This window comes from Pseudomonas sp. LBUM1664, assembly GCF_059695895.1.
In genome coordinates, this window is the sequence record NZ_CP166791.1 from 5,711,981 (window position 1) to 5,734,771 (window position 22,791).

The following is a 22,791-nucleotide window of genomic DNA, read 5'->3' on the forward strand; positions in this document are numbered from 1 at the left end:
CAAGCGCATGACGCCCGGATAGATGAAATATCCGGGCGTCATGTAAGACTTAGAAACGTCGCAGATCGAGAGTGAGGGGAAACTCGTCGTCCATTGCCAAGCTGGGTATCGGAAGTTTCCCAGGTGTGTGTCCGAGACGGAAGAAACGCGCCATTCGCCGGCTCTCGGCCTCGTTGGCATTCACCGGCAGACTGTCGTAGTTACGCCCGCCCGGATGGGCCACATGATACTGGCAGCCGCCCACGGAACGTTGCATCCAGGTGTCGAGCAAATCGAAGACCAGTGGCGCATGGACCGGGATGGTCGGTTGCAGGCAGTTGGCCGGTTGCCAGGCGCGAAAACGCACCCCGGCGACGAACTCACCGATCCGACCGGTGGGTTGCAAGGGCACCGGCACGCCGTTGCAGGTCAGCAGATACCGTTGCGGCGCCAATCCGCTGAGCTTGACCTGCAAGCGCTCCAGGGATGAATCCACATAGCGCACGGTACCGCCCACCGCGCCCTCCTCTCCCAACACATGCCAGGGTTCGAGGGCCTGGCGCAATTGCAGCTCGATGCCGCTGACCGCGTAGTCGCCCACCTTGGGGAAGCGGAACTCCAGGTGTGCGGCGAACCACTCGGCCCGTAGCGGGTAGCCGGCCGCGTTCAGCTCGACAATGACGTCGGCAAAATCCTGTTCGATAAAGTGTGGCAACAGGAAGCGGTCATGCAGCTCGGTGCCCCAACGCGCCAGTTTCGCCGGCGCATAGGGTTCACGCCAGAACCGCGCCACCAGCGCCCGCAGCAACAGTTGCTGAGCCAGGCTCATGCGGGCGTGGGGCGGCATCTCGAAAGCGCGCAACTCCAACAGGCCGAGACGCCCGGTGGCGCCGTCCGGCGAATAGAGCTTATCGATGCAGAATTCAGCACGGTGAGTGTTGCCGGTCACGTCGATCAACAGATTGCGCAACAGCCGATCAACCAACCAGGGGGGACATTCCTCGCCGGGCTGGGGCATTTGCGCGAAGGCGATTTCCAGCTCGTACAACGCGTCGTTGCGCGCCTCGTCCACCCGAGGAGCCTGGGATGTCGGGCCGATGAACAATCCGGAAAACAGGTAGGACAACGACGGGTGGTTATGCCAATAACTGATCAGGCTGCGCAGCAGGTCGGGACGCCGTAAGAACGGTGAGTCAGCCGGTATCGCGCCTCCCAGTACGAAATGGTTACCGCCGCCGGTACCGGTGTGCCGACCATCGATCATGAATTTCTCGGTGGTCAGTCGGGTTTGTCGAGCTTGCTCGTAGAGAAACTCGGTGCGCTCGACCAACTCATCCCAGGTCGCCGAGGGCTGCACGTTGACCTCGATCACACCGGGGTCGGGGGTGATGCGGAAGTTGCTCAGGCGCGGGTCGCTCGGTGGCTCATAGCCCTCCAACAGCACCGGGCAGTGCAGCTCCTCAGCCGTGGCTTCGATGGCACTGACCAGTTCCAGGTAATCCTCAACCCGCTCCAGCGGCGGCATGAACAGGTACAACCGACCTTCGCGGGCCTCGGCACAGAATGCAGTGCGAGTCAGCCAGTCGGCGGACTCATCGATCTGCGGCGCACGATCCTGCTCGGCTGCCGCCTCGCCGTGACGGGCCAGTTGCTCGGCGTCGGGCAGCTCGGGCAAGTCCTGGTTCGGGTCGGTGGGGTGGATAAACGGGTACTCGGCCGCCGTCACCCATGGCTGGGACGCCAGCGGCAAGCGATAGCCCAGGGGCGAATCCCCCGGCACCAATCGGCAATGATTGTCCCGCAGGTACCACCGACCGCTTTGCCATTGATCGCCCTTGGCGGTGCGCGCCAGCGGCAGGACCTGGCCGATCACCTTGTCCAGGCCCTGGTTGAAGACCTTACGCAACCGTGCCCGCTCCAAGGCGTCTTCCAGGCGTGGGTCCTCGGCCGTGACGTTCGAAGGCAATGCGCCCTCGCGCCAGAGGTAATAGAAATTGTCTTCGTAGGCTGAAAACACAAATCGCGCAGGAATGCTCAAGCGCTCGGCGACGCTGGTCAGAAAGCGTCCAGCCAGCTCACCGTCAGCACCGTAGTCCTGCTGCTCGTCCGCGATCAACGCACTGTTGTGCCAGATCGGCACCCCGTCACGCCGCCAATAACAGTTGAGCGACCAGCGCGGTAACTGTTCGCCGGGGTACCACTTGCCCTGGCCGAAGTGCACCAGCCCCTTGGGTGCATAGTGATTGCGCATGCGCTGGAATAGCTCGGCGGAGAGCCGGCGTTTGTCCGGCCCCAGCGCCGCAGTGTTCCACTCGTCGCCGTCCGGGTCATCGATCGAGACGAAGGTCGGTTCGCCGCCCATGGTCAGGCGCACGTCGCCTTCCAGCAGGTCAGTATCAATCTGTCGGCCCAACGCCTGAATCGCCAGCCATTGTTCTTCGGTGTAAGGCTTGGTGACCCGTGGCGCTTCCCAAACTCGCTCGACGGACATTTCGTGGCTGAACTCGCATTCGCAAGGTTCCACCAGGCCACTGATGGGGGCCGCCGAGGACGGATCAGGACTACACGCCAATGGGATGTGCCCTTCGCCGGCGAACAGCCCCGACGTCGCATCCAGGCCGATCCAGCCGGCACCGGGCAGGTAGACCTCGCACCAGGCATGCAGGTCGGTGAAGTCCACCTCGGTACCGGACGGGCCATCGAGGCTTTTCACATCGGCGGTCAATTGGATCAGGTAACCGGAAACGAAACGCGCGGCCAAGCCAAGGTTGCGCAACAGTTGCACCAGCAACCAGGCCGAGTCGCGGCAGGAACCGGACGCATGCTCCAGGGTGTGCTCCGGTGTCTGGACGCCAGGCTCCATGCGGATCAGGTAGTTGATGTCTTCGCTCAGGCGCTGGTTGAGCGCCACCAGAAAATCCACCGCCGGCAGCGGTGTGCGGTCGATACCGTCCAGATAAGCCTTGAACCGCGACGTCAGCGGCAGGGTTTCCAGGTAAGGCGCCAACTCCTTGCGCTCATCGGCGGCATAGGCGAACGGGATTTTTTCGGCGTAGGGTTCGAGGAAGAAATCGAACGGATTGAACACCGCCATTTCCGCCAGCAGATCGACTTCGATCCGCAGCTCCTTGGTTTTCTCCGGAAACACCAGTCGCGCCAGATAATTGCCCTGGGGATCCTGCTGCCAGTTGATGAAGTGCTGATCGGGCGAGACCTTCAGCGCATACGAAAGAATGCGCGTGCGGCTATGGGCCGCCGGGCGCAGGCGAACGATCTGCGGGCCGAGCTCGACAGCGCGGTCGTAGCGGTAATGCGTGACGTGATGCAATGCGACATGGATCGACACGGCGTGCCTCCTGCGAGCCTGGGCGTTATCGAAAGCGGCGCAAGACTTATGCCATGCAGGCACGGCGGACACTTTCTTTGTCTACTCAGGGCAGTAGAGCACTAAAAACGCGCAATGCTCACATTCACGTGCAAAGGGACGCACATAAATGTGGCGCGGCGGTGGAGAATCGACTCAGCGGCGTGTGCGTGAGGCCTTCTTCGGGGTCTCCTTCAGGGCTGTCTTCAGCGATTCACGCTGCTGACGAATCTCGACGAGCTTGCTGCGCATCTCGCGATGGCGCTTGCTGTTGAGCAACAGTAAGCCTGATAGCGCAAACAACAAGGCTAACGCATAGATGACCTTATGCGGACGATCCTCGATGGTCGGTAATACCGCCAGCAGGCATAACACCAGCACCCCAACCAAACCCCATACCCATTGCGGCCTGCCACGCACCACCATGAAATTGCAGTGCACCACGACCATGGTGACCGCCGCGCCCCCCAGCATCGACCAGGTGACTTGATCGTCGAGTGAGGCCCCGGCGAAATAGGACGCCGACACCAAGGGAATAGCACAAGCCAGCGAGAACAGCGCCGCGAAAATACCGCCCATGAATGTCGGGAAATAACGCGCCAGAAAACGCGGAAGACTGAGATCGTCCATCTATTCCTCCAGCTCTTCATACAAGCCGACGGCAATGGTTTTGACATTGCCCGACAAACTGCTGCCGGTGAAACCAATTGCCGCGCCCAAGGAGTCCTTGATCTGGGTAACCGTAGCGTGTTTGAGCTGGGTCGCAGTGAAGCGCTTGGGCAGCTCGCCGGCCAGTTGCTTGAGCTTGAGCATCTTCGGCGTCAACCGGGGATCGTTGATGCTCAGCAACTCTTTGGTCAACTTCGACCTTTCCTGGCGAGTCAGTCCCCGCAAGACTTCACGCAGGCTTTTGCCGGTAGTGGCTTTGGCCACCTTCACCAGTTTTATGGTGGTCAATGTGGAAGCCCCCACGCCCAGCAGAGAGGCAGCATCCAGGCCGATCGAGGCGTATTGATACCATTCCTCACTGTCCAGCTTGTCGTTGAACTGCGGGTTGGTCACTTCAGCTACCGTGCGGATGCCACCGGCAACACACTGCACTGAGCTCGCGGCCGCAGCGGTAAACCCCAGAGCCACGACCACCGAGCTGGCCCCGGCACTGAAGGGAACCGCAACCGAACCACTGAGCACGACAATCCAACCCAATACCGCTCCAGCGCAGGACAAGGTGGTATTGATCGCCTCTCCCACCAGACGCGACTGTCGGGGATTGTCTTGCACCTGCTGGGCAAATTGCGCCGGCGCGATGTACTTCTGCGCCTCATGCAAAATGATTCGCTTGGGTTTGATGCTGCAGATCGGCTTGAACTCGCGCAGGACCACTACATTGTATTCGGCATCGATGTACACAACACCCGCGCCGACAATGCCTGGATCAGCGTCAATAGCAGCGAACAGGCGCGGCAGGTCGAGTTGGCTTTCGATGCGGCGGCGGGCCATCAACTGGGAGATGCTGTTGTCCATGCCGATGCCGGGTAAGGGGGTGCTCATATCAATCGTCCTTGAAAATCGGAGGGTGAGACTTTATCCACACTGAACCCTGTGGCGAGGGGATTATCCCCGCTGGGCTGCGTAGCAGCCCCAAAAAGGCCTAACGCAATCAGTCTGACTCACCGAGGCGACAGGTTTTAGGGCTGCTGTGTGCGATGTCCGGCCTTGTTGTGCCTACTGACTGGTATTGGCGGCCGCCACGATAACAAACGGCCAGCACCGCCGCTAGAAAGCAAAACGCCAGCCCTCAGGCTGGCGTTTTACGATGTCGCTCGACGATTAGCGCGGCACGACAGGCTTGCGCGCAGGCTTGGGGCCTTTGCCCTTGGCGGCGTCCTTGCGTTCCTTCGACGCCTGCTGGTTGCGGGCGAATGCCTCGGCCTTGGCTTGCTCGCGCTTGTCCCACGGGTTACCGCCGTCGCTGGCACGCGGTGGCAGGCCGGTGTGCTGGGTCAGGATCTTGGTGGTTTCCTTGCCCACTTTGTGGCTGCCGGACGGCGTCGAGTTCTTGCGACGGGCGCTCTGGTAGCTATCGGTGGCCGGCTGGTGCAGCGGGATCAACTGATTCTTGCCCGGCCCAATCAGGTCGGCGCGGCCCATGCGGGTCAACGCTTCGCGCAGCATCGGCCAGCCTTTGGGGTCGTGGTAACGCAGGAACGCCTTGTGCAGACGGCGCTGCTCTTCGCTCTTGACGATGGTCACCGCGTCGCTCTTGTAGGTGACCTTGCGCAGCGGGTTCTTGCCCGAATGGTACATGGCAGTCGCGGTGGCCATCGGCGACGGATAGAACGCCTGCACCTGGTCGGCCCGGAAACCATTGCCCTTGAGCCACAGCGCCAGGTTCATCATGTCTTCGTCGGTGGTGCCCGGGTGGGCGGCGATGAAGTACGGAATCAGGTACTGCTCTTTCCCGGCTTCCTTGGTGTACTTCTCGAACATCCGCTTGAACTTGTCATAGCTGCCGATGCCCGGTTTCATCATCTGGTTGAGCGGACCTTCCTCGGTGTGCTCCGGAGCGATCTTCAGGTAACCGCCGACGTGGTGGGTCACCAGCTCCTTGACGTACTCCGGCGACTCGACCGCCAGGTCGTAACGCAGGCCGGAGGCAATCAGGATTTTCTTCACGCCTGGCAATGCCCGGGCGCTGCGGTACAGCTGGATCAGCGAGGAATGGTCGGTGTTCAGGTTCGGGCAGATCCCAGGGAACACGCAGGACGGCTTGCGGCACGCGGATTCGATTTCCGGGCTCTTGCAAGCGATGCGGTACATGTTCGCGGTCGGGCCGCCGAGGTCGGAAATAACACCGGTGAAGCCCGGGACCTTGTCGCGGATCTCTTCGATTTCGCGAATGATCGACTCTTCGGAACGGTTCTGGATGATCCGGCCTTCGTGCTCGGTGATCGAGCAGAAAGTACAGCCGCCGAAGCAGCCGCGCATGATGTTCACCGAGAAACGGATCATCTCGTAGGCCGGAATCTTTTCCTTGCCGTACGCCGGGTGCGGAACACGTGCGTAAGGCATACCAAACACGTAGTCCATTTCGTCGGTGGTCATCGGAATGGGTGGCGGATTGAACCAGACATCGACGTCGCCGTGCTTCTGCACCAAGGCACGGGCATTGCCCGGGTTGGTTTCCAAGTGAAGTACGCGGTTGGCGTGAGCGTAAAGCACCGCGTCGCCACGAACCTTTTCCACCGATGGCAGACGAATCACGGTTTTATCGCGAGTCATTTTCGGGCTCGCCAGAATCTGTACGACCTTGGCTTCGCTCGGGTCGTCAACCGGTCCCTTTTCTTGCTCGATGGCACAGGCAGCGGTGTCCTGGGTGTTCACATACGGGTTGATGATCTTGTCGATCTTGCCCGGACGGTCGATGCGCGTGGAATCGACTTCGTACCACCCTTGCGGTGTGTCACGACGGATGAACGCGGTGCCGCGCACATCAGTAATGTCTTCGATCTTATGGCCGTAGGACAGGCGCTGGGCGACTTCGACAATCGCACGCTCGGCGTTGCCGTAGAGCAGGATGTCGGCGCAGGCGTCGATCAGGATCGAATTGCGCACCCGGTCCTGCCAGTAATCGTAATGCGCGATGCGCCGCAGCGACGCCTCGATACCACCCAGCACGATCGGCACATGCTTGTAGGCCTCCTTGCAGCGCTGGCTGTAGACCAGGCTCGCACGGTCCGGCCGCTTGCCCGCCAGGCCACCGGGGGTGTAGGCGTCATCGGAACGGATTTTCTTGTCGGCGGTGTAGCGGTTGATCATCGAGTCCATGTTGCCGGCCGCGACGCCGAAAAACAGGTTGGGCTCGCCGAGCTTCATGAAGTCGTCTTTGGACTGCCAGTTCGGCTGCGCGATGATCCCGACGCGAAAGCCTTGGGCTTCCAGCAAACGGCCGATGATAGCCATGCCGAACGACGGGTGATCGACGTAGGCATCACCGGTCACGATGATGATGTCGCACGAATCCCAGCCGAGCTGATCCATCTCCTCCCTGCTCATGGGCAGGAACGGCGCCGGGCCGAAACATTCGGCCCAGTACTTGGGATAGTCAAATAACGGCTTGGCTGTTTGCATGACGATGACCGGTGTTGAGATGAAAAATCGCGGGCGCGGAATATAGCACAAAAAATAACCAATTGTGGCGAGGGAGCTTGCTCCCGCCCGGCTGCGCCGTAGGAGCTGCCTAAGGCTGCGATCTTTTGATCTTTCGCTTGAGACTCAAGTGTCTGAGGAAAGATCGCAGCCTCGCTGCACTCGACAGCTCCTACATCCCAGCGGGAGCAAGCTCCCTCGCCACAGGTTTCTGCTGGGTTATTCGTCGTCGAAGTTATAGCTACCCGGCGCGAGGTTTTCAAAGCGGGTGTACTTACCGATGAACGCGAGTCGTGTCGTACCGATCGGACCGTTCCGCTGCTTGCCAATGATGATCTCGGCGATGCCTTTGTGCTCGGTTTCCGGGTGATACACCTCGTCCCGGTACACGAACATGATGACGTCAGCATCCTGCTCGATCGCTCCCGATTCCCGGAGGTCGGAGTTGATCGGGCGTTTGTTCGGGCGTTGTTCCAGGGAACGGTTGAGCTGGGACAACGCCACGACCGGGCAGTTGAATTCCTTGGCCAGAGCCTTCAAGGAACGCGAGATTTCGGAAATCTCGTTGGTCCGGTTGTCGCCGCCCGAACCCGGGATCTGCATTAATTGCAGGTAGTCGATCATGATCAGCGCGACATCGCCGTGCTCACGCACCAGACGTCGAGTCCGTGCGCGCATTTCCGACGGACTGATGCCGGCCGTATCGTCGATGAACAGCTTGCGATCGTTGAGCAGATTGACCGCCGAGGTCAGGCGCGGCCAATCGTCATCCTCCAGGCGACCGGCGCGGACCTTGGTCTGGTCGATCCGGCCCAGTGACGAAAGCATACGCATGATGAGCGATTCGCCTGGCATCTCGAGCGAATAGACCAGCACGCACTTGTCGCTGCGCAGCACGGCGTTTTCCACCAGGTTCATCGCAAAGGTGGTTTTACCCATCGACGGACGGCCAGCGACGATGATCAAGTCGGCGGGCTGCAGGCCGCTGGTCTTCTCGTCGAGGTCGGTGTAACCGGTCGACAATCCAGTGATGGCGTTGTCAGTGTTGAAGAGCGTATCGATTCGGTCGATGGCTTTGGTCAGCAAGTCGTTCACGCTCACCGGGCCGCCGGTTTTTGGCCGGGCCTCGGCGATCTGGAAGATCTGCCGTTCGGCTTCGTCGAGGATCTCTTCAGCCGTGCGGCCTTCCGGGTTAAAAGCGCTGTCAGCGATCTCGGCGGCGATGCCGATCAGCTGTCGTAAGGTCGCCCGTGCGCGCACGATCTGCGCATACGCCTTGATGTTGGCGACAGACGGCGTGTTTTTTGCCAGCTCGCCAAGGTAACCCAGACCGCCGACCTGGGAGGTCTGACCTTCCTTGTCCAGCTGCTCGGCCAGGGTCACGACGTCGATCGGCGAATTCTGGTCGGCAAGCTTGGCGATCGCGCGGAAGATCAAACGGTGGTCATGCCGATAGAAATCGCCATCCGACACTTGATCCAGCACGCGTTCCCAGGCGTTGTTGTCCAGCATCAGGCCACCGAGCACGGCCTGTTCGGCCTCGATGGAATGCGGCGGCACCTTCAGGGCAGCGGTTTGCAGATCGTATTGCTCGGGAGCGGTGATTTCGTTCATGGCCACTTGATTCTTTTGGAAACGCAGGGGGGTATGAAAATCAGCAATTGCAGAAAGACAAAGGGCACGACCTGTAAACAGGATCGTGCCCGATGTTACCGACTAGTACCCGAGGGTGCCAGCCGACAGGTGCTGCTTAGGCTGCTACCACGACAACGCGTACGGTGGCTTCAACTTCGGCGTGCAAGTGCACGGCTACGTCGAATTCGCCTACGTTGCGGATGGTGCCGTTCGGCAGACGAACTTCGCTTTTCGCTACTTCAACGCCGGAGGCGGTCAGTGCGTCAGCGATGTCGTGAGTACCGATCGAACCGAACAGCTTGCCTTCGTCGCCAGCGGTGGCAGTGATGGTCACTTCCAGCTCGGCCAGTTGGGCAGCACGGCTTTCAGCCGATGCTTTACGGTCTGCTGCGGCTTTTTCCAGCTCAGCGCGACGCTCTTCGAACGCAGCCAGGTTGGCAGCGGTCGCAGCGGTGGCTTTGCCGAAAGGCAGCAGGTAGTTACGGCCGTAACCGGCCTTAACGTTTACTTTATCGCCCAGGTTGCCCAGGTTGGCGATTTTTTCCAGAAGGATCAGTTGCATGTGAAAATCCTCTAACTTTTAACCTTCACCGTTCGCGTTGTCGGCGTCTTTCGGCGCCATACGACCGCGAAAATCAATCAGGCTGTCGACGATGGCCAAGACCACCAGCAACGGATAGATCAGCTGCATAAACAGCAACAACGTGACATACAACCCCACCAGCCAGAACCTGGCCAGTCGCTTTTGCGCCACCAGCCCGTGAATCAGGGCCAGCCCGGCGAATACCAGCGGTACACTGCACAACGGCGTGAGCATGGCCATCTGCGGACCGAAATTCGGCCCCAGAAGCATGCCCGCCAGCAGCAACATCGCCAGCCCAAGCGGGAAACGGATGGCGCGAAATTCGCGACCAAAACCACCCGGGTTGTACAACAACGCCTGCCAGTAGCGCCCGATAATCAGGCTCAGCACACTGACGATTTGCAACAAAGCCGCAATCAGGCCGGTCAGGACCGGTGCGATCAGGGACGCGAAACGCGCCTGCTCCTCTACCGACATCTTTTGGTAGAGATCACCGAGGGCCTCGGGCAGGATTTTTATCAAAGCCTGCGACAGCATCTCGATCTGGGGTTCAAAAGCCACCCCGAGCACCACTGAAAACACCACTCCTATCGCTATGCTGACCAGCAGCACGCGGTTCCAGGATTCACTTGCGCGCAACACCAACGCCAGCGCCGAAGACCCCAGCAGCACCATAAGTGCCCGTGGGTCAGCGGAATACAGCCACCAGAGCAAGGCCGGCAGCAGTCCCAGAGCAAGAACGCCAAGGGCGTCCTTCAATCCGCGCCGCAGGAGTACAAGACTCCCGGCGGCAGCACCCAACCAATACAACAACGGCAATGCCGCGCATCCGGCCACTACCAGAGTGGCCTGCATACGACCGCGCATGATGAACTCAGCTAAGGCGCGCATGCATTCAATCCCTTACTACTCGTCGACTGCCTGGTCTCAGCGGCCGTGGCTGTCGGTGTAGGCCAGCAGGGCCAGGAAGCGGGCGCGCTTGATAGCGGTGGCCAGCTGACGCTGATAACGAGCTTTGGTACCGGTGATACGGCTTGGAACGATTTTGCCGGTCTCGGATACGTAGGCTTTCAGAGTGTTGAGATCTTTGTAATCGATCTCTTTCACGTCTTCAGCGGTGAAGCGGCAGAATTTACGACGACGGAAGAAACGTGCCATGTGATTGGCTCCTTAAAAGGTCCGTGGATTACTCGTCAGCGTTATCGCTGTTGTCACTGTCGCTATCGCTGTCATCGCCTTCGGCGCTGTCAGAGTGCTCAGGACGGTCGCGACGCTCACGGCGCTCACTGCGGTTTTCTTCAGCCTTGAGCATCTCGGATTGGCCGGTGACGGCTTCTTCGCGACGGATGACCAGGTTACGGATCACTGCATCGTTGTAGCGGAAGTTGTCTTCCAGCTCGGCCAGGGCCTTGCCAGTGCATTCAACGTTCAGCATCACATAGTGAGCCTTGTGAACATTGTTGATTGCGTAGGCCAGTTGACGACGGCCCCAATCTTCCAGACGGTGGATTTTGCCGCCGTCTTCTTCGATCAGCTTGGTGTAACGCTCAACCATGCCGCCGACTTGCTCGCTTTGATCCGGGTGGACCAAAAAGATGATTTCGTAATGACGCATGAATGCTCCTTACGGGTTGTAGCCTGCCGCTCAAAAACGGTCAGACAAGGAGTGAATGACACTTATGGACTTGTGGACGCTAGACACATAAGTGCCTGCCATCGCAGCAAGGGGCGCAATTGTAGAGAAGGGTCGAGGGAGGCGCAAGGCAATTGGTGATTATTTGAACAACCCCCCACTTTCACCCAAACACAAAACACTGTGGGAGCGAGCCTGCTCGCGATGAGTGCGTTACATTCAACATTTGCGCTGAATGACACTCCGCTATCGCGAGCAAGCTCGCTCCCACAGGGGCTACAACTGGCTCAGGGCTTTTTGGCGGCAGCCTTGACGCTACGCTGGCGCAGGGCCTCGAACAGGCACACACCGGTCGCGACCGAGACATTGAGGCTGCTGACGCTGCCGGCCATCGGAAGCTTTACCAGATAGTCGCAATGCTCGCGGGTCAGGCGACGCATGCCCTTGCCTTCGGCACCCATGATCAGGATGGTCGGCCCCGTCAGGTCCTGATCATAAATGTTGACCTCGGCCTCGCCCGCCGTGCCCACAACCCACAATCCGCGCTGCTGAAGTTTCTCCAGGGTGCGCGCCAGGTTGGTCACAGCCACTAGCGGGATGACTTCCGCCGCGCCGCAGGCGACTTTACGCACCACGGGCGTCAACGTCGCCGACTTGTCCTTAGGAACGATCACCGCCAATGCACCGGCCGCGTCCGCCGAACGCAGGCAAGCCCCGAGGTTGTGAGGATCGGTCACGCCGTCCAGCACCAGCAGCAACGGTGCGCCCTCGGTGCGATCGAGCAGCTCGTCGAGCATCGCCTCGCCCCACACCTGGCTCGGGCTGACTTCAGCCACGACACCCTGGTGCACGCCTTCGACCCAGGCATCCATCTCGCGCCGCTCGGCCTGGCCGACCGCCACGCGATTTTCGTTGGCCAGCTCGATCAGGGTTTGGACCCGCGGGTCACTGCGGCCTTCCGCCAGCCAGACCTGCTTGACCCGCTTGGGGTGATGACGCAGCAACGCTTCCACGGCATGCACGCCGTAGATTTTTTCCAACTGACTCATGACTTGGCCTTGGGTTTACGCGCCCCGCCGCTTTTGGCTGGGGCCGAGCCCGCTTTGGGCGGACCTTTACGGTGTTTGCTCGGTTTGCTGGTCGCCTTGTCCGCCGGGGCCGACCGTCCGGTCTTTCCCCCAGACGCCGCTTTACCACCGCTTTTGGCTTCGGCCAGCAACGCCTGCTTCATTTCACGGCTTTTGCGCAGCTCGGCGTTTTTCGCCGCTGCATCGCTCGGGCGATAGGCTTCGACGGCTTTTTCCTTGGCTGGGCCGCGACGTCCAGACTTGGACGGCGCAGGCTCGGCGGCGGTTTTGGCCGCAGGCGCAGCGGTTTCGGTACCGCGTTTCTTGCGGCCAATCGGCGCGCTGATGGTTTTTTCCGCCATCTCGAAGTCAATCTTGCGCTCGTCGAGATCGACGCGCATCACCCGCACTTCGACGGTATCGCCAAGACGGAAGCTGCGGCCAGTGCGCTCGCCCGCCAAGCGGTGGTGCACAGGGTCGAAGTGATAGTAATCACCCGGCAGCGCGGTGACATGCACCAGGCCCTCGACGTAGATATCGGTCAATTCGACGAACAGGCCGAACCCGGTCACTGCGGTGATCACACCCGGGAACGACTCACCCACGCGGTCTTTCATGAACTCGCACTTGAGCCAGTTCACCACATCGCGGGTCGCTTCATCGGCACGGCGCTCGCTCATCGAGCACTGCTCGCCGAGCTGCTCCAGCGCCGCTTCGTCGTACGGATAAATGCGCGCCTTGGGAATGCTCATCGCACCGGCACGCTTGACGTGCGGGGTGTTCATCTTCGAATGGATCACGCTACGGATAGCCCGGTGCGTAAGCAGGTCGGGATAGCGACGGATCGGCGAAGTGAAGTGGGTATAGGCTTCGTAATTCAGGCCGAAGTGGCCCTGGTTATCGGCGCTGTACACCGCCTGGCTCAACGAACGCAGCATGACGGTCTGGATCAGGTGGAAATCCGGGCGATCCTTGATACTGGCCAGCAAGGCCTGGTAATCCTTGGGCGAGGGGCCGTCCTTGCCTTTGTGCAGGGACAGGCCAAGCTCACCGAGGAATGCGCGCAGTTTTTCCAGGCGCTCCGGCGGCGGGCCGTCGTGGACCCGGTACAACGCAGGGATTTCGTGTTTCTTCAGGAATTCGGCAGTGGCCACGTTGGCGGCCAGCATGCATTCCTCGATCAGCTTGTGAGCATCGTTGCGCACCGTCGGACGAATCTCGGCGATCTTGCGCTCGGTGCCGAAGATGATCCGGGTTTCCTGGGTTTCAAAATCGATCGCACCGCGCACATGACGGGCCGCCAGCAGCACTTTGTAGAGCGAGTACAGCTCCTTGAGATGCGGCACGACGTCGGTGTATTCGCCGCGAAGCTTGCGCGATTCGGCAAGTTTTGGCGCCTCCAGCATCGCGCTGACCTTGTTGTAGGTCAGGCGGGCATGGGAATGGATCACCGCTTCATAAAAGCAGTAGTCGGTCATTTCACCGGTTTTGGAGATGGTCATCTCGCAAACCATGGCCAGGCGATCGACGTGAGGGTTGAGCGAGCACAGCCCGTTGGACAGTTGCTCTGGCAACATCGGCACCACGCGCTCGGGGAAGTACACCGAGTTGCCGCGCACCTGGGCTTCGGCGTCCAGCGCCGAGCCTAGTTTCACGTAGCTGGAGACGTCAGCAATGGCGACGTACAACTTCCAGCCGCCGGAGAACAGACGCAGCTTGCCAGGCTTGGCTTCGCAGAAGACCGCGTCGTCGAAGTCCCGGGCGTCCTCACCGTCGATGGTGACGAACGGCAAGTGGCGCAGGTCGATGCGCTTCTCTTTGTCTTTGTCTTCGACTTCCGGCTTGAGCTTGGCGGCTTCTTTCAGGACCGCTTCAGGCCAGACGTGCGGGATGTCATAGGTACGCAGGGCAACATCGATTTCCATGCCCGGCGCCATGTAGTTACCGACCACTTCCACCACATCGCCTTGCGGCTGGAAACGCGGGGTTGGCCAGTGGGTGATCTTCACCTCGACGAACTGACCGACCTTGGCGTTGGCGTTGCGCCCCGGGGTCACCAGCACTTCCTGCTGGATCTTCGGGTTGTCCGCGACAACAAAACCAATGCCGCCTTCTTCGAAGTAACGGCCGACGATGCTTTCGTGGGCACGGGACACCACTTCAACGATCACGCCTTCACGACGACCGCGGCGGTCCAGGCCGGACACACGGGCCAGGGCACGGTCACCGTCGAACACCAGGCGCATTTGCGCCGGGCTCATGAACAAGTCGTCACTGCCGTCGTCCGGGATCAGGAAACCGAAGCCGTCACGGTGCCCGGCGATGCGGCCCAGGATCAGGTCGAGCTTGTCCACGGGCGCATAGGTGCCACGCCGGGTATAGATCAGTTGAGCGTCGCGCTCCATGGCGCGCAGACGGCGGCGCAGGGCTTCGAGCTGGTCTTCGGTGGTCAGACCGAACTCTTCAACCAACTGCTCGCGGCTAGCAGGCGAACCCCGATCGGCGAGGTGCGCCAGGATCAGTTCGCGGCTAGGGATAGGGTTTTCATATTTTTCCGCTTCACGAGCGGCCTCGGGATCGAGGGACTGCCAATCGGCCATTAGAGAGTTTTCACCTTGTCTATATACGGGTTAGTTTGGCATAGGCGTAATGAAACGGGAAATTTCAAGCGCCCGATGCCTGTTCTAAAGTCTTTTGACCAACCTTTGAAGCCCAGAACAGCACCGCTCGTGAAATTTAGCGGTTTTTTTGCCGGGAGGGGGTTTACAGTTAAAAACACGCTCCGTATAGTGCGCGCCATCGACGACGTACACACGTTGCCGATACTGCCCAGATGGTGAAATTGGTAGACACGCCAGCTTCAGGTGCTGGTGACCGCAAGGTCGTGGAAGTTCGAGTCTTCTTCTGGGCACCAATTTCGAGCAGCAGATCAACGATTTGCAAGCTCAAAAAAAACCCGCGAAAGCGGGTTTTTGCATTTCTGGCCCCTGCAATTTCGTTTGCAATTACTAAAACAAAAACAGGGGTTTACAGATCAAAACGCGCTCCGTATAGTGCGCCACATCGACAGCGGCAACGCTGAAGATGCTGCCCAGATGGTGAAATTGGTAGACACGCCAGCTTCAGGTGCTGGTGACCGCAAGGTCGTGGAAGTTCGAGTCTTCTTCTGGGCACCAATTCAAGCTTCAAGGTTACAACCTTGAACCTCACAGAAACCCGCGAAAGCGGGTTTTTGCGTTTCTGGGGGAGATAAATCTGAGTCGCTGAAACCGCTATCGCGAGCAGGCTCGCTCCCACAATTGATCTCGAGCGTTCACAGAGCTTGTGTTCACTGCAATCCAATGTGGAAGCGAGCCTGCTCGCGATGAGGCCAGCCCAGGCAGCGATCAGGCCCTGAACTGCCCCAGGCTCGCCTTCAACTGCGCCGCCAGGCTGTCCAGTACCTTGCCGCTGGCGGTGGTCTGGACCACGGCCTGGGCCGCTTTCTCGGCCTGGGCATGGATAGTTTCCACCCGCCCGCGCACCGCTTGGGCGCCTTGGGCCTGATGGGCCGCCGCCTGGGTCGCCAGGCCGATGGCCGCATGCACTTGCTCTACCGAGGTCTGAACCGACTGCTGCAAGCGCACACTGTCACGCAGCACCAACAGGCCTTCGTTGGCCTGGCGCCCAGCCTGGCCGATCGCCGCCACAGCCTCACGGGCGCCCTGCTGCAAGGCCACGATATGGGCCTGGATATCACCGGTCGAACTCTGGGTCTTGCTGGCCAGCGCCCGCACCTCGTCCGCCACCACCGCAAACCCGCGGCCGGTTTCCCCGGCCCGCGCCGCCTCGATAGCGGCGTTCAAGGCCAGCAGGTTGGTCTGCTCGGCAATGCCGTGGATCACGGTCAGCACCACTTCGATCTGCTCGCTTTGATGCGCCAGCCGTTCGATAACTTTCGCCCCGGTGTCGACCTGCCCGGCCAGCGCTTCAATCAAACCGCCGACCTTGGCCGAGGTGCGGGTGTTTTCATCCGTGGCCTGGCGAATTTCCACCACTTGCCGCAAGGCAGCCTGCATCGCCTGGCTTTCCGACTGAGCTTCGTCAGCCATTTGCGACAGTGCACGCAGGCTCTCGGCCACTTCATCACGCTGCAAACCGGCTGCCGCATCGGCACCGGAGTTACGCAAGGTCATCGCACCGATTTCCACACCAGTGCGCTGGGCCACGTCACCCGCTTCTCGCACGATGGGCTGCAACTTATCCACAAAGCGATTGACCGCCGAGGCCATGTCGCCAATTTCGTCCTTGCTGCTGATTTGCACGCGCTTGGTCAGGTCGCCCTCGCCCGCCGCCAGATCGTTCATCGCCGCGATCAGCAGCTTCAAGCGATTGACCACCCGACGCCCCAACACCACAGCCAGCAGCACCAGCACGCCGAAGCCAACCAGCGCCAGGCCCAGGCCGATGCGCCAGCGCAAAGTGCCCGCAGCTTCTTGCACGGTAGAGGCGGTATTGGCCTGCATCTGTGTGGCCGTAGCCTGGGCCGACTGCAGACGACCGCGCATGGCGGTGGCGCTGTCAGCCGCCGCGCCCTTGAGGCTGTCACCGACCAACTGATCGCTGCTGGCGATCAAGGCCGAGAAGCGCTGATCCAGCGCCTTCAAGTCGGTTTCAACGGAGGCCGTGGAAACGCCCATCAACACCTTGCCGATTTCCACGCCGTTGGGATTGATCGATGCCTCGAGGTAATACACCGACGGATCGTTCTTCGCCGCATCCAGCACTTTGTCCAGCGCCCGCTCGCCCTTGCCTTTTTCCAACAGGGCCTTGTTGATCGGGTTTTCCCGGTTCAGATAGCGGGTCAAGTGCTCGCCGGCAGCGTCGTCATAAATGACGAACAGCACATTGGGATTGCGCTGGGCCCGGCGGGCGAATTCGGACAGGGTCGGCACGTCGCTGTCCCACATGGCGCGGGGTGCGACCGAGGCCAGGAGCTGTGCCATATCATTGGCGGAATCGCGCAGGTCTTTCTCCAATGTCCCACGCAACTGCACCTGCTCGTCCTTCAGGCGGGAGGACAAACCGGCGTTCAACCGCTGGCGAGTATTGGCGGACAGACTGTCCAGGCTCGACGTAACTTCACGCCCAGCCTGTTCCAGCTCAGCGGAGAGCTTCTGGCTGTCAGCACCAAGGCCGGCACCCAGGTCGGCTTCCAGCGCCGTGACCGTGCTTCGAGTCAGCGCAACAGCCACCAATACCTGCACCAAAAGGGCGATACCGAGAGTAATGAACACAGGCCGCAATAAACGGCTTTGTAACAGTGAGAGAACAGCCGACAAGTGAAATCCCTCTACCAAACGCCATTAAATTGATGGCACTCGTCAAGATGTGCCTGTAATGGAGATCCATAGCAAGTGTCGTGCCGCCAACCGCCAGAAACGACAAAGGACCCAAACGAGGGTCCTTTGTGTTTTACATCAAAGGCTTATCAGGCAAACGGGTGACGCAGAACGATGGTTTCGTTGCGGTCTGGCCCTGTCGAAATAATGTCGATCGGCGCACCGACCAACTCTTCAACGCGCTTGATGTAGTTACGGGCCGCCACTGGCAGCTCTTCCAGGGTCTTGGCACCCACGGTGGATTCAGTCCAGCCCGGCATCTGCTCGTACACCGGCTCGAGGCCAATGTAGCTGTCAGCGTCGGTCGGTGCGTCGATGACGGCGCCGTCCTGGTTCTTGTAGCCCACGCAGATGTTGATGGTTTCCAGGCCGTCCAGCACGTCCAGCTTGGTCAGGCACAGGCCCGAGATGCTGTTGACGTCGATGGCACGACGCAGGATGACGGCATCGAACCAGCCGCAACGACGAGCACGACCAGTGGTGGCACCGAACTCGTGGCCGCGCTTGGCCAGGAAGGCACCGACGTCGTCGAACAGCTCAGTCGGGAACGGACCCGAACCGACGCGAGTGGTGTAGGCCTTGGTGATGCCCAGGATGTAGTCCAGGTACATCGGACCAAAACCCGAACCGGTGGCGATGCCGCCCGCGGTGGTGTTGGAGCTGGTGACGTACGGGTAGGTGCCATGGTCGATGTCCAGCAGCGAACCCTGGGCACCTTCGAACATGATGTCCTTGCCGGCGCGACGCAGCTCGTGCAGCTCGGCAGTGACATCGAGCATCATCGGCTTGAGCAGCTCGGCGTATTCCATGCACTCGTCCAGCGTCTTCTGGAAGTCGATGGCCGGCTCTTTGTAGTAATTGACCAGGACGAAGTTGTGGTAGTCCAGCAACTCGCCCAACTTGGCGGCGAAACGCTCACGGTGGAACAGGTCACCGATGCGCAGCCCGCGACGGGCCACTTTGTCTTCGTAGGCCGGGCCGATACCGCGACCGGTGGTACCGATCTTCAGCTCGCCACGGGCCTTTTCACGGGCCTGGTCCAGCGCAACGTGATAGGACAGGATCAGCGGGCAGGACGGGCTGATACGCAGGCGCTCGCGCACCGGTACGCCCTTCTCTTCCAGCTTGATGATTTCCCGCAGCAAGGCGTCGGGAGCAACCACCACACCGTTGCCGATCAGGCACTGTACGCCTTCGCGCAGTACGCCCGACGGAATCAGGTGCAGAACGGTTTTTTCACCGTCGATCACCAAGGTGTGACCTGCGTTGTGGCCACCCTGGTAGCGCACTACGGCGGCAGCATGTTCGGTCAGCAGATCAACGATCTTGCCTTTGCCCTCATCACCCCACTGGGTGCCCAGGACTACGACATTCTTACCCATAACACTTGTCCTCATTCGCGCAAACTTGGTGCCGGCCGCAGCCGGCAGGAAAACTCAAGAAGCCAGCGGCAATACTTGCCAAAGCCCGTTCTGCTGAATCAATTGCCGGTCGCAGTCCGCTTCACGGGCGGCGGCCAAAGGTTGCCCAGGCAAAGCCTGGACGACACGCTGACCCTCACTGCGCAACTGGCAGACCTTCTGCCAGAGTGCCGCATCCGTACTGTCAGGCATCCAGATACCGCCAGACGGTAGCTCGATTTCAGCACGCCCCAGGGTCACCAGGGTTTTCAAATCGGTAGAGAAGCCGGTCGCCGGACGGGCGCGACCGAAGTCGGCACCAATATCGTCATAACGACCGCCCTGAGCAATGGACTGGCCCACGCCCGGTACAAACACCGCGAACACTACACCGGTGTGGTAGTGATAACCGCGCAATTCACCCAGGTCGAAATACAGCGGCAGCTCGGGGAAACGCACCGACAGACGCTCGGCAATCGCCAGCAAATCGTCCAATGCCGCCAACACAGGCGCCGGCGCATGGGCCAGGCGCTCGCGAGCAGCGGTCAGCACTTCACGGCCGCCACACAGGTCCACCAACGCCCGCAACATGCCCGACAGATCGGCCGGCAGGCCTTCGGTCAGGCTGATGACTTCATCGATGGCCTTGCGCTGCAAGGCATCGAACAACTGTTGCTCCACTTCACCAGACAGACCAGCCGCCCGGGCCAGGCCGCGATAGATGCCGACATGGCCCAGGTCCATGTGGACATCCGGCACGTCAGCCAGTTGCAGCATGGCCAACATCAGGCTGATGACCTCCACGTCGCTGCTCGGGCTGGCGTCGCCATACAACTCGGCACCCAGCTGGATCGGGCTGCGAGAAGACGACAAGGCACGCGGCTGGGCATGCAGCACACTGCCGGCGTAGCACAGGCGGCTCGGACCTTCACGACGTAGGGTGTGGGCGTCGATGCGCGCCACTTGTGGCGTGATATCGGCGCGAAAGCCCATCTGCCGGCCCGATTGTGGGTCGATAACCTTGAAGGTACGCAGATCCAGGTCCTGGCCCGCGCCGGTCAGCAGGGATTCCAGGTACTCGATATGCGGAGTGACGACGAACTCGTAACCCCAGCTCTGGAACAGATCCAACACCTGCCGACGCGCTACTTCAATACGCGCAGCTTCTGGTGGCAGTACTTCTTCGATGCCATCTGGCAGCAGCCAGCGGTCTACCGTTGCCATTACGCCATTCCCCTATGGTCCGGGCGGCCAGCTTTCGGGCTGGCCTTGAGTGAAGCAGAAAATGCCTGCGCCGTACGCAAATCATGCGCAAAACACGCGCAAGGGCGACGTGACGAATGGCCCGCAATCGGCCTCGTCCAGCACTTTCCTCGAAAAACCTGTCGAGTCGTTCAACCCGACGCCTGCAACTAAAAACCGCAATCGAACGTGCAGACGCAAAAAAGCCGGGAATTTCCCGGCTGCCGCATGATACACACGTTTTCCCAAAGGATCACCCCGCCCGACGCTTTAGCCGCCGGGCGGAGTGCCTCAGGTCAACGTCGCATCAAGGCTTGGCCTTTTCCAGGTAGCGGAAGAAGTCGCTGCTTGGGTCCAGGACCATGACGTCGGATTTGCTCGCGAAGCTTTCACGGTAGGCACGCAGGCTACGGTAGAACGCGTAGAACTCCTGATCCTGGCCGTAGGCCTTGGCGTAGATCGAAGCGGCCTGGGCATCACCATCACCACGGACCTCTTCCGATTCACGGTAGGCTTCGGCCAGCAGCACGCGACGTTGGCGATCGGCGTCGGCACGGATGCCTTCGGCCAGCTCGTTACCCTTGGCGCGGTGCTCGCGGGCTTCACGCTCACGCTCGGTGCTCATACGCTCGAACACACTGCGATTCACTTCCTTCGGCAGGTCGATGGCCTTGACCCGGACATCGACCACTTCGATACCCAGTTCTTTCTCTGCCATCGTGTTCAGCGAACGGGTGATGTCGGCCATGAGCGCATCACGCTCACCGGACACCACTTCATGCAGCGTGCGCTTACCGAACTGGTCACGCAGGCCCGATTCCAGACGGCGGGACAAACGCTCGTCAGCGATCTGCTTGAGGCCGGAGGTCGCGGTGTAGAAGCGCTCGGCATCTTTCACGCGCCACTTGGCGTAGGCGTCGACCATGACAGCTTTCTTTTCCAGCGTCAGGAAGCGTTGCGTCGGCGCATCCAGCGTCATCAGGCGAGCGTCGAACTTGCGCACCTTGTTGACGTACGGCACCTTCACATGCAGCCCCGGCTGGACATCAGCCTGGACCACGCGACCAAACTGCAGCAACACCGCACGCTCGGTCTGAGCCACGATGTAGAAGCAGTTCCAGGCAGCGATCGCCACGACGACACCGACAATAAGGGCGATCAGCGATTTATTGCTCATCAGCGACTCTCCCTGGTACGTGCTTGCTGTTGCTGCAGGTCCGCCGCCGCACGAGCATTGGCTTCATTGCTGGCGCCTGCGGTGCTGGCCGGCGCGGGGCTGGTGCTGCGACCGCCCTCGACCATCTTGTCCAGCGGCAGGTACAGCAGATTGCTCTGGCCGTTCTTGTTGCCGGTCACGAGGACCTTGCTGGTGTTACTGAAGACTTCCTGCATGGTGTCCAGGTACAGACGCTCGCGGGTGACTTCAGGGGCCTTGCGATACTCGGCCACCAGTTTGGTAAAGCGATCAGCCTCACCCTTGGCGCGGGAGACCACTTCATCGCGGTAACCGTTGGCATCTTCGATGATGCGCTGGGCCTGACCACGGGCTTCCGGCACGACGCCGTTAGCGTAGGTTTCAGCCTGGTTGCGCGAACGCTGCTCGTCTTCACGGGCACGGATCACGTCATCGAAGGCTTCCTGGACTTCACGCGGTGCCGCTGCGCTCTGAACGTTGACCTGGGTAACGGTGATACCGGTGCGATAGGTATCGAGGAACCGTTGCAGGCGCTCCTTGATTTCGCTGGCCATCAGCTCACGGCCTTCGGTCAGCACCTGGTCCATGGCGGTGGAACCCACCACATGGCGCAAGGCACTTTCGGTCGCATGCTGCAGGCTGATTTCCGGCTGGTCGACGTTCAGCACGAAGTCCTGCAGGTTGGTGATCTTGTATTGCACGGTCAGCGGCACTTCGACGATGTTCTCGTCTTCCGTGAGCATCTGGCCCTGCTTGGTGTAGGCACGCTCACGCGTGACGTTTTCCATGTACTTCTGGTCGATCGGCGGGAAATAGATGTTCAGGCCCGGGCCGACGGTTTCGTAGTACTTGCCGAAGCGCAGCACCACGGCCTGCTCCTGCTCGTCCACGACATAAACCGCGCTGTACAGCCAAACGGCTGCGAGCACGACGAGACCGATGCCGAGCAGGCCGAAACCGCCGCCCTTGCCCGCACGACCCCCGCCATCGTCACCGCGTTTCTTACCACCACCGAACAAACCGTTCAGGCTTTCCTGCAGCTTTCGGAAGGCCTCGTCGAGATCTGGTGGCCCCTTGCGGTCGCCGTTGTTACGACGCTTGCCACCCCAAGGATCCTGATTATTCGAGTTGCCACCCGGCTCATTCCAAGCCATAGCGCTCTC

At 60.5% G+C, this 22,791-nt stretch carries 16 protein-coding genes and 2 tRNA genes; 2 read left to right on the plus strand and 16 right to left on the minus strand.

Annotated features, from left to right (window positions below; all coding sequences use genetic code 11):
* Nucleotides 1–49: 49 nt before the first annotated feature.
* The 11 genes from ACA047_RS26615 to rnr form a co-directional block, all read right to left on the minus strand.
* Nucleotides 50–3,325 (minus strand): transglutaminase family protein, encoded by a 3,276-nt coding sequence (locus ACA047_RS26615; RefSeq protein WP_497354521.1) that lies wholly within the window; start codon nt 3,323–3,325, stop codon nt 50–52.
* A 174-nt stretch (nt 3,326–3,499) separates the two neighbouring features.
* Entirely contained in the window at nt 3,500–3,973 is a 474-nt protein-coding gene (locus tag ACA047_RS26620; RefSeq protein ID WP_497354523.1) for a hypothetical protein, read from the minus strand.
* Nucleotides 3,974–4,894 carry an Ssp4 family T6SS effector gene (gene ssp4 / locus ACA047_RS26625; protein WP_497354525.1) on the minus strand — a complete coding sequence of 307 codons (921 nt, stop codon included), beginning with the start codon at nt 4,892–4,894 and terminating at the stop codon, nt 3,974–3,976.
* A gap of 279 nt (nt 4,895–5,173) precedes the next feature.
* Entirely contained in the window at nt 5,174–7,474 is a 2,301-nt protein-coding gene (locus tag ACA047_RS26630) for a YgiQ family radical SAM protein (RefSeq protein WP_497354527.1), read from the minus strand.
* 237 nt (nt 7,475–7,711) lie between these two features.
* Nucleotides 7,712–9,106, minus strand: a complete 1,395-nt coding sequence (gene dnaB, locus ACA047_RS26635) for a replicative DNA helicase (RefSeq protein WP_497354529.1) — start codon at nt 9,104–9,106, stop codon at nt 7,712–7,714.
* A 136-nt stretch (nt 9,107–9,242) separates the two neighbouring features.
* The gene (gene rplI, locus ACA047_RS26640) at nt 9,243–9,689 is read right to left on the minus strand and encodes a 50S ribosomal protein L9 (protein ID WP_003186385.1); all 447 of its coding nucleotides are present in this window, start codon (nt 9,687–9,689) and stop codon (nt 9,243–9,245) included.
* Between the two features lie 18 nt (nt 9,690–9,707).
* Nucleotides 9,708–10,601, minus strand: coding sequence for a hypothetical protein (locus tag ACA047_RS26645; protein WP_497354531.1), 894 nt, complete (start codon nt 10,599–10,601; stop codon nt 9,708–9,710).
* A gap of 36 nt (nt 10,602–10,637) precedes the next feature.
* Entirely contained in the window at nt 10,638–10,868 is a 231-nt protein-coding gene (rpsR, locus tag ACA047_RS26650; protein WP_002551829.1) for a 30S ribosomal protein S18, read from the minus strand.
* Nucleotides 10,869–10,896: 28 nt separating this feature from the next.
* A complete protein-coding gene (gene rpsF, locus ACA047_RS26655; protein WP_025211554.1) occupies nt 10,897–11,325 on the minus strand; it encodes a 30S ribosomal protein S6 in 429 nt (142 codons plus the stop codon).
* A 305-nt stretch (nt 11,326–11,630) separates the two neighbouring features.
* A complete protein-coding gene (rlmB, locus tag ACA047_RS26660; RefSeq protein WP_497354533.1) occupies nt 11,631–12,392 on the minus strand; it encodes a 23S rRNA (guanosine(2251)-2'-O)-methyltransferase RlmB in 762 nt (253 codons plus the stop codon).
* Entirely contained in the window at nt 12,389–15,010 is a 2,622-nt protein-coding gene (gene rnr, locus ACA047_RS26665; RefSeq protein WP_497354535.1) for a ribonuclease R, read from the minus strand. Before rnr ends, rlmB begins: the two co-directional genes overlap by 4 nt.
* Before the next feature lie 227 nt (nt 15,011–15,237).
* Between rnr and ACA047_RS26670 the strand changes: the two genes are divergently transcribed.
* Nucleotides 15,238–15,324, plus strand: a tRNA-Leu gene (locus ACA047_RS26670).
* Nucleotides 15,325–15,499: 175 nt separating this feature from the next.
* Nucleotides 15,500–15,586, plus strand: a tRNA-Leu gene (locus tag ACA047_RS26675).
* 210 nt (nt 15,587–15,796) lie between these two features.
* On the opposite strand, the gene ACA047_RS26680 is transcribed toward ACA047_RS26675, so the two are convergent.
* The 5 genes from ACA047_RS26680 to hflK form a co-directional block, all read right to left on the minus strand.
* Nucleotides 15,797–17,731 carry a methyl-accepting chemotaxis protein gene (locus ACA047_RS26680; RefSeq protein WP_497354537.1) on the minus strand — a complete coding sequence of 645 codons (1,935 nt, stop codon included), beginning with the start codon at nt 17,729–17,731 and terminating at the stop codon, nt 15,797–15,799.
* A gap of 149 nt (nt 17,732–17,880) precedes the next feature.
* On the minus strand, nt 17,881–19,173 hold the full coding sequence (locus ACA047_RS26685) for an adenylosuccinate synthase (RefSeq protein ID WP_003186407.1): 1,293 nt from the start codon (nt 19,171–19,173) through the stop codon (nt 17,881–17,883).
* 54 nt (nt 19,174–19,227) lie between these two features.
* Entirely contained in the window at nt 19,228–20,415 is a 1,188-nt protein-coding gene (locus ACA047_RS26690) for an ATP phosphoribosyltransferase regulatory subunit (RefSeq protein WP_497354539.1), read from the minus strand.
* A 325-nt stretch (nt 20,416–20,740) separates the two neighbouring features.
* Nucleotides 20,741–21,610 (minus strand): protease modulator HflC, encoded by an 870-nt coding sequence (hflC, locus tag ACA047_RS26695; protein ID WP_497354541.1) that lies wholly within the window; start codon nt 21,608–21,610, stop codon nt 20,741–20,743.
* Complete coding sequence (hflK, locus tag ACA047_RS26700; RefSeq protein ID WP_497354543.1) at nt 21,610–22,782, minus strand: FtsH protease activity modulator HflK; 1,173 nt, start codon at nt 22,780–22,782, stop codon at nt 21,610–21,612. The genes hflC and hflK overlap by 1 nt, the downstream gene beginning before the upstream one ends.
* Between the last annotated feature and the right edge of the window lie 9 nt (nt 22,783–22,791).